The organism is Lutimonas halocynthiae (assembly GCF_030409835.1).
Classification (GTDB): Bacteria; Bacteroidota; Bacteroidia; order Flavobacteriales; family Flavobacteriaceae; genus Lutimonas; species Lutimonas halocynthiae.
In genome coordinates, this window is the sequence record NZ_JAUFQO010000001.1 from 396,291 (window position 1) to 412,538 (window position 16,248).

General features: G+C 36.5%; 11 protein-coding genes. 1 reads left to right on the forward strand and 10 read right to left on the reverse strand.

The features are described 5' to 3' along the window. Nucleotides 1–111 precede the first annotated feature (111 nt). Genes QWY87_RS01750 through QWY87_RS01765 form a run of 4 tightly spaced genes read right to left on the reverse strand, consistent with a single transcriptional unit; the run spans nucleotide 112 to nucleotide 6,650 of the window. Nucleotides 112–1,017 carry a class I SAM-dependent methyltransferase gene (locus tag QWY87_RS01750; RefSeq protein ID WP_290287644.1) on the reverse strand — a complete coding sequence of 302 codons (906 nt, stop codon included), beginning with the start codon at nucleotides 1,015–1,017 and terminating at the stop codon, nucleotides 112–114. A 25-nt stretch (nucleotides 1,018–1,042) separates the two neighbouring features. Further along, nucleotides 1,043–2,911 (reverse strand): tRNA uridine-5-carboxymethylaminomethyl(34) synthesis enzyme MnmG, encoded by a 1,869-nt coding sequence (mnmG, locus tag QWY87_RS01755; RefSeq protein ID WP_290288022.1) that lies wholly within the window; start codon nucleotides 2,909–2,911, stop codon nucleotides 1,043–1,045. Nucleotides 2,912–2,952: 41 nt separating this feature from the next. Next, nucleotides 2,953–3,366 (reverse strand): rRNA maturation RNase YbeY, encoded by a 414-nt coding sequence (gene ybeY / locus QWY87_RS01760; RefSeq protein ID WP_290287645.1) that lies wholly within the window; start codon nucleotides 3,364–3,366, stop codon nucleotides 2,953–2,955. 2 nt (nucleotides 3,367–3,368) lie between these two features. Further along, nucleotides 3,369–6,650: a coiled-coil domain-containing protein gene (locus tag QWY87_RS01765; RefSeq protein WP_290287646.1), complete on the reverse strand. Its 3,282-nt coding sequence runs from the start codon at nucleotides 6,648–6,650 to the stop codon at nucleotides 3,369–3,371. Nucleotides 6,651–6,730: 80 nt separating this feature from the next. Here QWY87_RS01765 and QWY87_RS01770 point away from each other — a divergent pair, with 80 nt between their 5' ends. Then, on the forward strand, nucleotides 6,731–7,645 hold the full coding sequence (locus tag QWY87_RS01770) for a cation transporter (RefSeq protein ID WP_290287647.1): 915 nt from the start codon (nucleotides 6,731–6,733) through the stop codon (nucleotides 7,643–7,645). Nucleotides 7,646–7,648: 3 nt separating this feature from the next. On the opposite strand, the gene QWY87_RS01775 is transcribed toward QWY87_RS01770, so the two are convergent. The 6 genes from QWY87_RS01775 to QWY87_RS01800 form a co-directional block, all read right to left on the reverse strand. Next, complete coding sequence (locus QWY87_RS01775) at nucleotides 7,649–9,097, reverse strand: hypothetical protein (RefSeq protein ID WP_290287648.1); 1,449 nt, start codon at nucleotides 9,095–9,097, stop codon at nucleotides 7,649–7,651. Between the two features lie 16 nt (nucleotides 9,098–9,113). Further along, complete coding sequence (locus tag QWY87_RS01780; RefSeq protein ID WP_290287649.1) at nucleotides 9,114–10,259, reverse strand: BamA/TamA family outer membrane protein; 1,146 nt, start codon at nucleotides 10,257–10,259, stop codon at nucleotides 9,114–9,116. Between the two features lie 38 nt (nucleotides 10,260–10,297). After that, the gene (locus QWY87_RS01785; protein WP_290287650.1) at nucleotides 10,298–11,452 is read right to left on the reverse strand and encodes a hypothetical protein; all 1,155 of its coding nucleotides are present in this window, start codon (nucleotides 11,450–11,452) and stop codon (nucleotides 10,298–10,300) included. Between the two features lie 69 nt (nucleotides 11,453–11,521). Beyond that, on the reverse strand, nucleotides 11,522–12,304 hold the full coding sequence (locus QWY87_RS01790; protein WP_290287651.1) for a hypothetical protein: 783 nt from the start codon (nucleotides 12,302–12,304) through the stop codon (nucleotides 11,522–11,524). 142 nt (nucleotides 12,305–12,446) lie between these two features. Continuing rightward, nucleotides 12,447–14,291, reverse strand: a complete 1,845-nt coding sequence (locus tag QWY87_RS01795; RefSeq protein ID WP_290287652.1) for an amidohydrolase — start codon at nucleotides 14,289–14,291, stop codon at nucleotides 12,447–12,449. Between the two features lie 114 nt (nucleotides 14,292–14,405). Beyond that, on the reverse strand, nucleotides 14,406–16,244 hold the full coding sequence (locus tag QWY87_RS01800; protein ID WP_290287653.1) for an amidohydrolase: 1,839 nt from the start codon (nucleotides 16,242–16,244) through the stop codon (nucleotides 14,406–14,408). Nucleotides 16,245–16,248: the final 4 nt, after the last annotated feature.

Sequence of the window (16,248 nt, forward strand, 5' to 3'; positions counted from 1 at the left end):
AATGTTTTATGATTTCGAGCCGACATAGCCTTCGTTTAAAAAGACTTCGTTAATCACTCTTTATATCATTGCCTAAAAATTGTTAAAAGCCCTTAAAAGCCCTTAAAATGATTATTTATCGTTTTTTATGATGTATATCAATGATGAGTATTCACCTGTCTTCTTAGCTTTCATGTTTGAGAGGAGCCCTATTTTAAATCCGGAAAACAAATTTGATTTACCCGTTTTATACTTTTCGGACAATAGACTCACATAAAAAGAATCAAAAATAAGTGGCAGTACCTTTTCAATCTTAAAACTATTGCGTTCAAAAATATTTTGAATAGCTTCCTGGCTAAAATGCCACAAATGTCTGGGCACATCATAAGCTGCCCAAAACTCTTTATAATAACTAGCGTCGTAACTTTTATAATTTGGCACAGCTATGATTAAGCATCCATCAACAGTTAGTAACTGTTTTAACCTGCCAACGTATTCTAACAAATTTGGTACATGCTCTAAAACATGAAACATGGTTATCACATCATATCTGTCTTTAGAATCACTTGATAGATCATCTATATCTGAAACGAGAAGTTCTTTTGATGATATTTTTTCACCAGCCAATGCTCTTGCCTTATCACTAGGCTCAACTCCATTTATGCTCCAACCATCATTTTCACAAGCTGATAACAGATCACCAGTACCACAACCTATATCCAAAAGGCGGCCTTTATTACTTGACAGGCCATTGATCATTTTCACTTTTTTCTTTATTGAATAATTCTTTATCACTTGATAAGCCTTATCCATTAGAGAGCGCTTTGAATCAGTATGGGAGATATAGTCTTCACTTTCGTAATAAGAAGAAAGCTTATCAAGAGATGGGCGTGGAGAAGTCACTAAAAGATTCGTACTCGCATCCAATAAAAGCACAAACGTTTCACGTGAAACAGTGTGATCGACACAAGATAAAAATGGTATTAGATCCTTTTCATTTGCATAAGGCTCTATTTGTTTCATTATAGTATCATTCATTTTTTACAAAGCAATTTTGAATAATTTAACGTCCCATATAAACCAACAGTACAGAAACATCACTTGGCGACACTCCTGAAATTCTGCTTGCTTGCGATATGGTTGCTGGCTGAATCTTTGCTAACTTCTCCCTTGCTTCATAGGAGATTGATTTAATTTTTTCGTAATTAAAATTCACTGGAATTTTTATGTTCTCTAAGCGCTGTAATTTGTCAGCAGAATTTCTTTCCTTCTCGATATAACCAGAATATTTAACATGGATTTCTGTTTGTTCTACAACCTCCTCATCAATTTCATGCTCCTTAATAAACTCCATAACTTTAGGAAAACGCTTGACGTCATTAAAATCTAATTGTGGCCTAGAAGCAATTTTAAACATTTTCATTGACTGGCTTACCGCAGCAGAATCCTTTTCATTCAAGATTGGATTTACATCCTCGGGCTTTATACTTGTATCCTTTAAAAACTTGATAAATAAATCAGTCTTTTCTTGCTTCTCAAGTACTCTATTCAAACGCTCTTTAGAAGCCAAACCAATCGCATACGATAAGGGTGTCAATCTCAAATCAGCGTTATCTTGTCTTAATAAGGTTCTGTATTCTGCTCTTGAGGTAAACATCCTATAAGGCTCATCTGTACCCTTGGTAATAAGGTCGTCAATCAAAACGCCTATATAAGCCTCATCTCTTTGTAAGATAAATGGTTCTCTTCCTTTTATATTCAAGGCTGCATTTATTCCTGCCATCAAACCTTGAGCTGCAGCTTCCTCATACCCTGTAGTTCCATTAATCTGACCTGCAAAATAGAGGTTCTTAATAAGCTTTGTTTCTAAAGTATGCTGTAATTGTGTTGGTGGAAAATAATCATATTCTATTGCATATCCGAATCTCAAAAACTTAACATTTTCAAATCCAGCTACCTTTTTTAAAGCTTTGTATTGTACCTCATGTGGCAAGGAAGTTGAAAAACCGTTTACATATATCTCTGTCGTATTCCAACCTTCCGGCTCCACAAACAACTGATGCCTGTCCTTGGTTGCAAACCTATCAATCTTATCTTCTATTGAAGGACAGTACCTTGGTCCAATCCCTTTAATTCTTCCGGTATACATCGGTGAATTTTCAAAACCCTCCCTAAGCAAATCATGAACTTCTGGAGAAGTATAAGACATAAAACAAGAACGCTGTTCTTTTAGATTAGTCGTATCAGTATAAGAAAATTTAGAAGTTACTTCATCTCCTGGCTGCTCTATCATTTTTGAAAAGTCTAAAGACCTGGCATCCACTCGAGGTGGTGTGCCTGTCTTCATTCTTCCAGATTCAAATCCTCTTGCAACCAAATCTTCGGTTATCCCAGTTGAAGATCCTTCCCCTGCTCTACCGCCACCAAAAGTTTTTTCACCTATATGAATTCGACCGTTTAAAAACGTTCCAGCAGTAACTATAACTGTCGTCCCAAAAATCTCAAGACCCAACTGCGTCTTTACACCTATTATCTTTTCTTCATCAAACAACAAACCATTAACAGAGTCTTGAAACATATCAAGGTTATCAGTGTGCTCCAATGTATTTCGCCACTCTTCAGCAAACCTCATTCTATCACTTTGCGCTCTCGGACTCCACATTGCAGGCCCTTTAGATTTATTCAACATCTTAAATTGAATAGCAGTTAAATCTGTTACGATACCACTATATCCTCCAAGCGCATCAATCTCCCTTACAATTTGTCCTTTTGCAATACCACCCATCGCTGGGTTACAACTCATTTGAGCTATGTTCTGCAAACTCATTGTAATTAACAAAGTGTGGCAGCCCAAATTAGCAGCCGCAGCGGCAGCTTCACTTCCAGCATGGCCTCCACCAACAACTATAACATCATACTTCGACTCGAACATATTCATATCTTATTGTTTCACGTGAAACATTTTATCACTTGTTAAAAAGTGCGCAAAGATAGGTAATAATCTTCTTTCGCTCTCATCATCATTTTATCCTCTTCTGACTTGTCTTTGTAACCACAGTAATGCAAGACTCCATGTATCATCACTCTATGCAATTCATCTTTGAAAGACAGGTTCAATTCCTCAGAATTCTCCTTCACTCTTTCATAAGAAATGTATACATCGCCTGAAACAACAATTCCTTGGGTATAATCAAAACTAATAATATCTGTTAATGTATTGTGTTTCAATGTTTTAACATTAATTTCGTGGAGATAATCATCATCGCAAAATATGTAGTTTAACTCCCCTAATTCCTTTTCTTCTGAGTCTAAAGTAAACTGTACCCAATCTGATATCTGTGGCTCATCATCTAAGCTAAACTTACCTACTATTGTATACTCAATCATAACTATGATTTATCTTGTTCAAAATATTCTTTAACTCTTTTTTTATATTCAGGAGACAACTCCAGTCGCTTTCTTCTTAAAGCTTCATTTTCATTTCTAAATTTACTTGCATCCTTTAAATCTTGAATCTCTCGAAATTCATTATCCCTTTCATTAGTCTCTGACTCACGCTTCGTATCTTTATTCCTTTTCATATTCGCATTCTCCAACTCCAATAACTCATGCTCCAATTTTTGCATCCTATCCAAGGTCTCATTAGTAATTCCTTTTTCAAGTAGTATTTTTTCTAACTCCTCCATTTGACTTATGGCAGCCTTTCCTTTTTGACCTCCTCCTCCTTCTTTGTCAAGCATCTTCTGAAGTTCATCTTTTAATATCTTTTGCTCCTGATACATTTGAAACTGCTCACCACTCATAGCTTCTTTACCATTCTTACCCTGACCTTTCTGTGCATCCATTCCCTCCTTCATTTTTTTCATCATTCCCTGCTGCTTTTGAATAATGTCTGGTAAACTAAGCTCTCCTTCTTTCCCTTTACCTTTTCCTGAACCTGGCTTTTGATTTTGCAGATTTTGCAGCATATCACTTAATAAATCAGCTAGGTTATTCGCTGCAGTCATCGTGTATTGTTGATTACTCATTCCCTGTTGAATTCTATTCTCAGCTATATTTTCAAGTGATTTATCCAAATTATAATGTGCGGAACTTAAATCCTCCTGAATCTTAGAACTCAATTTAACCATTCGTAAAGACAGGGCGTAGAGGCTGTCATCAATATGTTCAAAATTCTCTTTTAGCTTAATCTGACCCTTTAATTTCTCAGGAAAATCGGCATTCTTTGAACTTACAGATTCAAAAGAGAGCATTAGATCTTCTTGATCAAGCGAGAATCTTAACAGATTTTTAAGGATCTGTTGCAAGTCTTGAATGTTTTCTTCTAAACCCTGCATTTCCATTTCCATTAAACCCGATTCCATTTTTTTACTCAACTCCTTCATTCTTTCAGAGGCCGCTCTTTGCTTATCCTTAGCTTTCTCTTTTGACTTTCCTCCATCGACATCTTCCTCATTTTCACTTTTTTCTAAGGATTCTTCAGCCTCCTTCATGTCCATTTCTATTAATTTCTCATCGGGCTCACTTTCAAAAATGTCTAAGGGATTCTTTAACTGCTCATTCTGCTCCCTCAGGTCGTTAAAATCTTTTTTGATAGAATCAAATTTTTCATTTAAGCGCTGTTGTTCATCCTTAGAATTTGTTTCTTCTGTACTCAGATCCAATTGCTCCTCTGACAATTCTTTGAGCTTCTCCATAATCTGTACAGATTTTTTCTCAACGTAAAACTGTTTGGTAAGCTCTAAAATTCTTTCAAGTGTTCTTTTCTCTTGTTTACTTTGTTCTTTAAGCTTGTCTATTTTTTCAAGAAGGTCTTCTTTTTGAAGCTTTTCAGCCAAAGCTTCTAATTCTTTAATTAATTCTTCCTTTTCCTTGTAATCACTTAATTCATCCCATCTCTTCTTTAGTTCCTCCTTTTTCTCTGTGAGAGCCGGATCATCTTCATCATTCATTTCGTCAAGATTGTCTTTCATTTTTTCGGCATTCTTGTCCATCATTTCCTGATATTGTTTTTGCCTGTCTAGAAAATCTTCTAATTGTTTCTTATCATTCCAGTCTACATTTTCTTTGTTCTTTAGTTTTTTCGAAAATTCCTCCATCGCCTTTTCAAGCTCTTCACTTGATTCTTTGGTCTTCTGCATGTCTTCTATTCCTTCCTTCTGCTCTTTCAAAATTTCAAACTCCTCTTCTTGTTGGGTTCGATTCTTGTAACTAAATGATCTCGAAACTGTTCTTTTAGGGCCTTTTATGGCGTCATTGTCAAATACCTCGAAGTACACCTCATAGTTATGGCCCTCTTCTAATATAATTCCTTCTGGAAACACATAGAAAAACTCTTCAAAATCACTTTTGTCAACAGGAATTCTTCCTATACTCTGTTTCTCATTACTCAAGTCTTTTGCGACAACTTGCAATCTCGAAATTCCATAATCATCAGTTAATTGACCTAAAAACTGCACCGGCCCTCTCTTAACCGAATCCATGTCAGATTGAACAGCTATTTTAGGATACTCGTCCGCAACAACATCCAATTGATAGCGCAAGGTTTCAAAATCTTTTAATTGTTCATTTGAAGATCTTATTTCATATGCTAAATTTTTTCTTACACTTTTGCTGATAATAAACCTGCCTGTTGAGCCTTGCATCGCCTCATTCTTGTTATCACCTTTTTCATCTAACATTACAAAATCAACAGATTCAGTGTTTTCTGAATCAACTATCCAGGTCACTTGCGTACCAACAGGAATTATTGCATTACCCGTGTTTCCGATTGTATCTAAAGGCTTATTCAAATAGTCAGGGAATTTCAGCTCCATCCTAAAGTTTGTAATTTTAGGAGCAGCTATAACTTTAAGAATATACTCCTTAGAACTTACTGAATTACCTTCAATAAAAAATGTGATATCTTCAATAGGGAACTCAAAATCAAAAGTTGAAATTCCATCTTCTGCTGGAGAGATATACTGACTTTGCCCTTGGTATACGATCCTTATATTCTCTGGAACTATATCGCCAATTGTTCTAAATTTTAAAGTAAACGACGCTTCCTGAACAGTTTCTAGTTTATCATTGATTACTTCAAAATAAAATGGTGCCGGCGGAGCAAAGGCTGTTTGATGATGCACTACCCTATTCAGGCTTTGCGTAAAAATTGAATTATTGCCAGTGATTCCTATAATAAACCAGATAAGTAATGGTATCACTAAATACCGAAGGTGGGTGACATTCTTTTTAAAAACAATGGCTTTTCTAAAGTGGATTGGTTTTAAATCCTTTGATTTTTGCTCAATACTTGCCTCTAGCAATTCATTTTTTAGACCTGTTGACTTTAACTGAATTACATTAAGTAATTTATCGTCAACTTCTTTAAAATGAGTGCCAATAATTCTGGACGCTTCAAGGTCAGAAATTCCCTTTCGAATTCCCAAAAGCTTGAACAAGGGAATCAGTATAAACCTGAATAACAGCAAGGATTCAATACCAATAAAAACCCAAAATAAAATCGTTCTACCTAGTGGTTCTAACCATAAGAAATATTCAATAAAAAGGGTAATAAACAGGTATAGCATCCCAAAAAACAAAAAGAAAATTCCTCCTTTTATAATTTCATTGGTATAATACTTCTTAATGAAGTTTTGTAGCTTACCGTGTATGTCGTTGTAGTAATTCAATATTAATCTCTAAAATTACAATTAATCTTTAAACCTGAGTTCCCTTTAAATTGTATTTTAGTAAAGTGTTAACATAAGAAATGAAACAGAATACAGATTTAATTGAAACCTCAGCCCTTAAAATAGGCGTAGTTATTAATGTTATTATGGCGATAGCTGGCTGGATTGCCTTTTCTGTAACCGGCTCTGAGGCACTGTTATTAGATGGAAATTTCTCATTTATCTCTGCCGTGACCACGGTTGGTGCCATCATCATCATCCATAAAAAACACAAGAGAACCGCTGTCTTCCCATATGGACGGTATTTTTATGAGTCATTCTTTACCCTTTCAAAAGGGATTCTAATTCTAGGGGTGATCATTGCAGCTGTTTTTCAAAATGCCATAAAAATCCTGGAATTTATTGAAGGTAAAGAGCTCGAAAAACTTAAAACAGGCCCTATTGTTATTTATATGGTTCTCATGGTTGTGCTATGCTTCGGATTGGCATTTCTCTACCAGAACAAAAATAAAAAGATCAACTTTAAGAGCAGTATCCTTGCCGTTGAAGCCAAGGCCAGTAAGATAGATGGTTTTATGACGATCGCAGTAGGGGTGGCTCTAGTGCTCACCACCTTTGTTCCAGAAACTTCAAGATTCTCTTTTTTACTGTATATAGGTGATGCCATTATTGTAATTCTGATGGCCATACTGCTTTTAAACACACCGTTTCAAGTCATCAAAGAAGGTTTTATAGAGCTTGGCGGAGGGAGTCTTCAAAATCAAGAATCTGTTAAACAAATCGAAAGTGTTGTCCAAAACCACCTCCCGGATGGATTAGCCATTGATCGCTGTCACATTTCAAAAACAGGTAGCAGCCATTTGGTACTTATTTATGCTACATCAAACGAATCAACCATAGCATTAGACAAGCTTTCGCAATTCAGAAAATCAATACATGAAAACATTGATGTTGATTTTCCAAATTCTGAGGTAGAGATCGTTTTTCGAGATTAAGGCCTACTTGCTATTCGCTGCCTTTTCAATATTTAGATTGATACCAAGTGTAAAACTAAAATTATGATACTGCGTTGATGTGTTGTTTTGTATATCCCCTCGTAAAAAATTTGCCTGACTCGCTGAAGTCATGCTCACAAACTGAGGGTCTGCTTCAGAACTCCCATTCGCATAATCCAGGCCTACTGTGAGGTCCAGCTTTTTATTTGACATCTTGATTCCTGAAGTAATATGATATAAATCCCAATAGGTTATATTCGGAACAAAATCTTCAGCTCTGTCAAGCGCCTCTTCATCAAAAAAGTTCATATCCGTTCTAAAGCTACCAATATAACTGATCCATTCTTTAATTTCATAACGAATTGAAAGCCCTACATTCGTTACACTTTTATGCGCCATTACCGGAATTGCATAGTCTTCAGTAGGCCCGGTAGGATAATCAAGATCAATGCTATTATCATTCTTTTTGATCATTTCATAAGTTTCAATTTTGGCAAACCATTCGGTTGAAAAGCCTACTACGAGTTTTCCAAAATCATATTCTGCACCAAAACTAACTGAAAAAGGTGTCTTATAAACGCCACTGTATTTATCATGAGAATCTGTGCTGCTTACAAGTATGTCTTCATCAGGTAATACAGATACCTGTGACTTGTATGCATAATTGTTTAACAAACCCAAACTTATTGAAGGAGTAGACATAGTCAAGCCTAATTTAAGCTCATCAAGATCGATGTCAATGGCTGGACGAAAAATAAAGCCCATTGTTCTGGCATTAAACTTTTGCTCCTCATTGTTCGAGGTCAAATCTGAAAACTGATTCAAAGGGTTCCCAACCTCATCCTCAGGAAAAGCGCTTGCCACATAACTATCCAAATAGTCTTGAGTTCTGATAAAAAAATACATTCCCAAGCCTAGCCCAATCCTTTCTGTTACTTTATAAGCAAAAGCTCCAAAAACCCAGCTTTCCCTGATCCTGTTATCATATCTCAGTTGACCTTGAAAGATATCTTCTCTGCTGTCTGGACTCAAATAATTCCCTACATTCTCATGTTCAATATTAAAAGACAAATTTGTATTATAACGTGTCATGGCGCCAAAGGCATAAGTCATATCGGGTCGTTTTTTCGACCTTTTCAAATAGGCGATTAAAGATGGCGCTACATCTCCTGAGAAATAGTCTAAATTTATTTCATCTCCTCCGGCGTTCTTTATGTTTAATACATCAATTGAAACGACGTCTGCTTGTCCTTCAAAAAACTCTCCATCTATAAAAGCCAGTGCCCCGGGATTATAATATGCTGCAGCAACATTTCTGATTCCTCCAACTTCTATGCCCCCTTTAAGAGATGAAACAGCCCCAAAATTATGGAACCAATAATGCGTTTCTTGAGACCAAAGATGCGTTGAAAATAGAAGAGTCGTAATTAAAAATACTTTTGATAATTTCATAATAATTAAATACTAATTAACGTGCCCAATTGCTTCCAATTGTTATATTCCAAGCCCAAATCTCTGGGCCTCTTGCAATATCTATTCCCGTATGAAGCCCGTATTGTTTGGCTAAAAAATACCTAAATCCTGCACCTCCTGCCACTTTAACATCTTGGAAAATATCACCATAATTTTTTAACGCTTCTCCGGCACCAATAAACCCAACGGCACTCCACCGTTTTAAAAAGTTCCAACGCCATTCTGTTTCTACCGTATAAACATTGTCGTTTTGATATCGAAGCGCAGGAATACCTCTTAAAGATATAAAGGGTAATTGATAAAAAGGTACATCTCCCCATTTTGACGCCACTTGCAGTCGATAACCGGAAAACACCTTCTCATTAACAGGAGTATAAAAATAAGTTCTGGAATCTAAATTCCCGTAATTGTTATCTCCTCCCAAAGCTTCTGCAAATGCACCAATTTCCAATGATGTTTTTATACCCTTGTTTGGTGTTAAAGAATTATCTCTTCCATCATACATAAAAACAGCATTCATTCCAGCCGTATTCGTGTCAATTTCAAGGACTTCCAACTCTGGAATATCGATACCTGTATTAAAGGCTATCTGATTATTAAAATAAAGGTAATTCAAACCCATAAAAAAAGGGACTTCCTTTTTTACCCGATATAGCAATTCCTGCATGGTGAGGAATCCTTTCATATTAAATCTGTACTCGTTCTGTAGGTTTTCAAATCCTGCACCATAAAAAGTCAAATTAGCCGAAACATAAGCCAATACCCCTAAATATCTAATCCTGTCATTCAAATAAGATCCCTGGTGACCTCCACCAATAAACCATGTCCCGTTAGACGTGTAGGCCCCGGCAGCAAAACTAACCGTTGGTGATAAACCCTTTGCTCCTTTATTTTCAAATGTTTTTCCTTTATGAAAATAGGCTAAGGCTAATCCTCCTCCAAACCCCACAGCTGGTTCTGTAATGATTATTGGTACAGGTAAAAAACCCGTATTGGAATTCAAAAATTCGCTCATATCAACGGCCCCATCATCTTTACTGATAAACATGTCTTTAAAAGTTTGGGCCTGCAAAAAACTACATGAAAAGAATAAGACCAATAGCAGTATCCATAAACTGTTTTTGGGAATGAAATTATTCATAGGTTGTAGCGGTTAGCAGATATAATTCACAAAAGTAATCAATAAGTAATAAAAGCCCTAAGGCCAAAAACAGTATTAACCCTTTCGTTTATGGTGTAATAAGCTTGAAAATTAGGGGCAACATTAACATATGGATTGATAAAGAATCTATAAAACGTATCCAATCCATATTCTTGTTGACCGTTTTTTTCATTTATCATCAATGCAAATCCTGCCTGATCTGCACTTCTCTTAAATGGATCTAAAAATGATAAGCCTGCAACATATGCCGCATTCAACTTATCAATTCTTCCAGAGCCATTCGACAACTTCAAAATCAAAATCATTTTTTCAGTCAATCCTTGATTCGCTGTATATATCCAGCCAGAACCTGATGATTTATTCTCAGTTTCAGACTGGCGGTATACCATAAAGTTATGATCAGAATACAATCCTTTTTTCTGCCCTAATTTAAAGCGTAGGAATCCCATATAATTCCAACTGGTACTTGCAAATTCAGGAAGGTATATATAGTCATTAACAGCTTCATTGTCTACAACCAGGCCTCCAATACTCAAACTTTTAGATATATGATATTCAGAATAAAGTCCCATACCTCCCTCCAGATCAGGTACCGGGTCAGAAGCAGCACTTTTGGCAAAATAATTGTATTTATCCCAACCTGAATAATTCGTAAAAGTGGTTAAAAACAAAGGATCAAACTTACCCAGGGTAATATCCCATTTTTGATCAAACAAAAACATTTCAAAAAAGAAACTTTCAATGCTAAAGTCATGATCAGTAACCGTTGAAGCATTAGGTGATGAAATCATCCCCGTTTTCTTTGAAAAATTACTGGTCGTTTCTCCAGCCCAAAGAGTGCTTTGTTCGAGCCACCCTTGAAAATTTATTTTGATCTTATCATTATCTACCATAAACCAACGATACATCAATCCTAAATCGTGATGTAAATTATAGGCATTATCTGGCTCTCCCGTTCCGTATTGAAACATTGGGGCCAGATAGAAAAACACATCGTGTTTCTTTTGAGAATAGGCCCAACGATCAAACCTGTCAATATGCTTCTTTTCAATAGTATCATTCTCAAGCTTAATTGACTTGAAATTGTTTTCACCTGTGCTTTGCGCAACAATAAAGGTGCTAAAAATCAGCGCTATCAGTAAAACTAAGCTCTTTAAAAACTGATTCTTCATAAAAATTTCTTTAGATATATAAACCCATTAACAATTCATTCAGATTCGTCGAAACGTAAATTTCTGTCATTAAAAAAATATTGTCAAACCAGCACTTACGGTATGGTTTTGGTCTTCGAACTTCCCACTGTAAAAACCTGTAATTTGCATTTTTGGATTGATACTGTAGGATGCAAAAACTTCTTGTTCAAACCTGTCATTTCGTTCATTATTAAAATCATTCATTTTAAAAATGGGAGTGAGCTGCATAAAGAACTTTTCTGAAAATACGATAGGAGTTATAACTTGAAAACTCAAACCATGGGTTGCCTGATCTGCAGAAGGGCTCGGATTGTCATAGACTGGTTTACTTGCGTATTGATATGAAAGTATAGGGAAAAACTGAATCCAATCAGCGGCCATCAAACCAACGGTTAATCCTGGAGAAACTATAAAACGTCCAGATCCAATGCCATCATCAAATGATCCGGTAGGTACAAAGATATCTACAGATGCTCCAAAAGCACCAACAAACTTATCGTAGTTTTTATAAGGTAAAAAGAAATACCGGGCTCTTAGATCTCCAATACCAAATTTCTCAGTACGATCATTATAAAGTAAAGGAACTTCTGCCAAGACCAAATGCGCCTCTGACAAAGCCAAAGTCAATTTTCCTCTATAGCCAAAAACATTCTGATTTTTCTGGCTTGAAAATTCTAAGGTATTATCTAAGAAAGAATAGAAGTTGGTTGGTTTTGAAGCATCAATCGATTCTTCTTCCTGACCAACTGTTGAAGCGTTTTCTTCTTGTGCAGCAGCAAGTAAAGAAGTAAATAAAATTAGTACGAGTAGAAGTTGTTTTAAATTTTTCATTTTTTATGTCTTTATGTTTTTAGTGTCTCTTACTTATACAAGTGCAAAAAGACATCAAAAACCCTAAAAGTTTTTTCTTTTTAACAAAAAGGAAGGAAATACCGCTAATCGATATTTCCTTTCTTGGTGCTAATAAACAGCGTTAATTTCTATGAGAATTTGATCCATGATCACAACCTATCAATTCAGCTGGCATAGGCGCAAAGTGCTCATCACTAACCAGGTTATAAGCTGTTCTATCATCTGCCTTATGGGTATACTCTCCATCCATAATCGTAGCCACTACTTTAATATCTTTAAGTTTATCTGCTCCCACTTCATATGGACTTGCTTCCAGGATCACAAAATCTGCCAATTTTCCTTCTACAATCGATCCTACTTTATCTTCCAAACTCAATTGCCACGCTGCATCAATTGTAATAGCACGAATAGCTTCTTCAACCGTCATAGGTGTACGATTTTCAGGAAAAGCAGTTGCATTAGGATTTGAAGCATCTTTTAATGTCGTTGCACATTGTGCAACAAATAATGGTCCTTGCATGCTAATAGGTGTACTTGGAACATCGGCAGAAATACTCACTGGTACACCATTTCTAGCTAAATGTGGGTATCGTCCTAAAGAAGAATTCACTTGCTCTTCTCCTCTAATTCTAATATTATCTTTATCACCATTACCAAAAGTATTCGTAAAATTTGGTGTAGAGTTTACCGGTATTTTATTGTCAATAATACGTTGTTGATCATCTGGATGAACAAAAATAGCATGGTGCAAAGCACTTCTGTTATCTGCATCAATTTCACGAGCAGCCAATATAGCATCAACGGCAGCTTTTGATGAGCGGTCACCATCAGTATGTATCATCACATCCAAACCTACCTTAGCAGCTTGGGTAACAATTGACATAGTCTCTTCAGGCTGCACATTGAAAGATCCATTCCCATCTGTACCTAGATAGTTTTCAATATGTGGTGCAGTTCCAGCTACGGTATTCCCTTCAGGATGAATTTTAAGGCTCGTAACCATCAACTTGTCAGAGTTGTATTTCTTATTCATTCTAAGACCAAAATCTACAAATTTTTGAGGATCACCAATAGCACTTTTATACATTGGAAGTGCCACTGTACGCATTTTTAAGGTTCCGTTATCCTCTTTTTCTTTTAATAAGTCCATGGCTACCACAAAATCTTTTTCCATCTTATCATGAACATCTTTAATGTTGGGTGTCACAATTCCAGGGCATAAAAAAGTAGTCGTTCCATTACTTGCAGCAGCAGCATATAATTCTTCTGCACTTTCTCTAATCATATTTTCAGGATCCCAGGCAACTTCACCATAAGCTTCAAACCATTGTATTTCAATGGCAATTCCTGTTGGGTTTCCTTCAGCATCTCGCATCCAAAAGGTTACACCCGGAACTGTATCTGGGGTGTCTTTCGTAATATTCGCAGCTGTTAAAGCCGCTGTATTTAACCAGGCATCATGAATGGTATTATCCAAAATAAAGGCCGGTCTGTTAGGTACAGCTGCATCTAATTCCGTAGCAACTGGGTATCCCCCTAACATATTGGTATCCCAACCAATACCTTGAATTACTTTTTTGTCTGGATTGGCTTCAGCATATGCTTTAATCATAGCAAGCGCTTCAGCCCTATCTTTAGCATCATAGATTTGAACGCCTAAAGACACCCATGAAGACGCTATAAGGTGATCATGTGCACTCACAAAGCCAGGCATCATTGTTTTACCTGCCAAGTCAGTGGTTTCAGTACCTTCGCCAATGTAGGCCTGTGCTTCTTCGCTAGATCCTACAAAGACAATCTTACCGTCTTTAACCGCTACGGCCTCTGCTGCAGGTCGCGCTTCATCAACAGTAATCACATTACCATTGGTAAAAACCATATCCGCGGTTTCTTTTTTAGTTTCAGTATTACAACTTATTAGTAAGCTTATAAATAATACTGAGAGTGTTAATTGAATTTTTTTCATGTTAGTTTATTTTTTAAGTATTTAGTGTCTCTTGCTTATAACAGTGTAATTATTAATGAAAAACCCTAATTATTTTTTTATTTATTTAATAAACACTTCAAATAAATTGTTCATTTATAAATGCGATCCATGATTACAACCTTTTAGCGCTGCTGGTATTGGTACAAAATGTTTAGGATGTGTTTTCAATACAGCTTGTTTATCATCTGATTTATAAGTGTATTTGCCATCCATAATAGTACCGATAACCTTGATGTCTTTAATTTTAGTTTCATCCACTTCATAAGGACTTGCTTCTAGGATCACAAAATCTGCGTATTTTCCAACTTCAATTGAACCAATTTTATCTTCCATTCTAATTTGCCATGCCGGGTTAATTGTTACCGCTTGAATAGCTTGGGCTACTGTTAGGGTTTTAGCATCAGCTGGAAATTTTTTAGAATTTTCAAAATCTAATGGATTTCTGAAAGTTACGGCTGTCTGAATTTGTGTTAAAGCGCCAACACTTTCTACAGGTGATGATGGTATATCTGATGAAATACTCACCTTGTTCCCAGCACCAATTACATCAGCATATCTTGCCACATGCGTACTTGTTCTTTCTTTACCTAACATTCTTAGATAGTCCTTATCCTGACTTGCCCAATCTGTTGAGAAAATTGGAGTAACATTCACAGGGATGTTGTGGTCAATGGTTCTTTGTAAGTCAGCAGGGGTCGCGATTTGAAAGTGATGTAAGGCATTTCTTTCATCGGTATTACCGGCTTCTCTTGAGGCAAGAATAGCGTCAATTTTACCTGCCACAGAACCTGATCCTTCAACATGTGTAAATACATCCAATCCAAGAGGGTTTGCAGCCAGAAGCACTTCTTTCATCCGGTCTGGAGAGGTAGCCGAAGCGCCGTAATCATCAGTCCCTTCCCATGGCTCAACCATAAGTACACCTCCTGAACTCCATGTGCCTTCAGGGTGAATTTTAATACCATGAACCCTTAAATGATCTCCGTTATACTTATCAGCAAACTCTTTAACACGTTTGCTAAATTCTATAGGATCAGAATTGGCATCTTTATAAGCTGGTTGGACGAATGACCGTATACCTAATTTCCCTTCATTATCAAGCTTTGTAAGTATTTGCATGGTAATCTCTAAATCATCAAACATACCTTCTGTATTACTGAAATTTGGGGTTACTAGGCCAGGCGTTAACATGGTAGTATAACCTGCTGCTATTGCATTGCTATGCAGAAATTCACGGCTATCTTCTATCATTTTCTCAGGATTCCACATCACTTTCGCATAGGTTGGAAACCAGGCTAGTTCTACTCCAACACCGGAGGGCGTACCTGCGGTATCTCTTACCCAGTATGTTACTCCAGGAACGTCATCAGGTGAATCTTTTGTAATCCCACCAGCCTTCATCGCTTCTGAATTTAACCAGGCATCATGAATGGTAAAATCGAGGAAAATAGCGACTTTGTCAGGAATAAGTTCATCCAACTCTTTTGCTGTTGGAAAACCACCCATCAACGTTTTATTATATCCCATTCCGGTATAATACTCCATGTCTGGATTATCGGCTACATATTTTTTAATTAATGCATAGGTCTCTTCTTTATTGGTCGCTCCGTTTAAATCAAGACCTTGCTTTGTCCATTGGGAAGCGATAATGTGGTCGTGCCCGCTAACAAACCCTGGCATCATGGTTTTACCTGCCAAATCTGTAGTTTCTGTACCTTCGCCTATGTAAGCCTTAGCATCTTCAGAAGAACCTACAAACACGATTTTATTATCCTTTATGGCCACTGCTTCCGCTGAAGGTTGTTCTTCATCAACTGTAATCACATTACCATTGGTAAAAACCATATCCGCAGCTTCCTGTTTTGTTTCAGACTTACAACCAATTAGTAAGGTTATAACTAATACTGACAGTATTAATTGAATTTTTTTCATGATT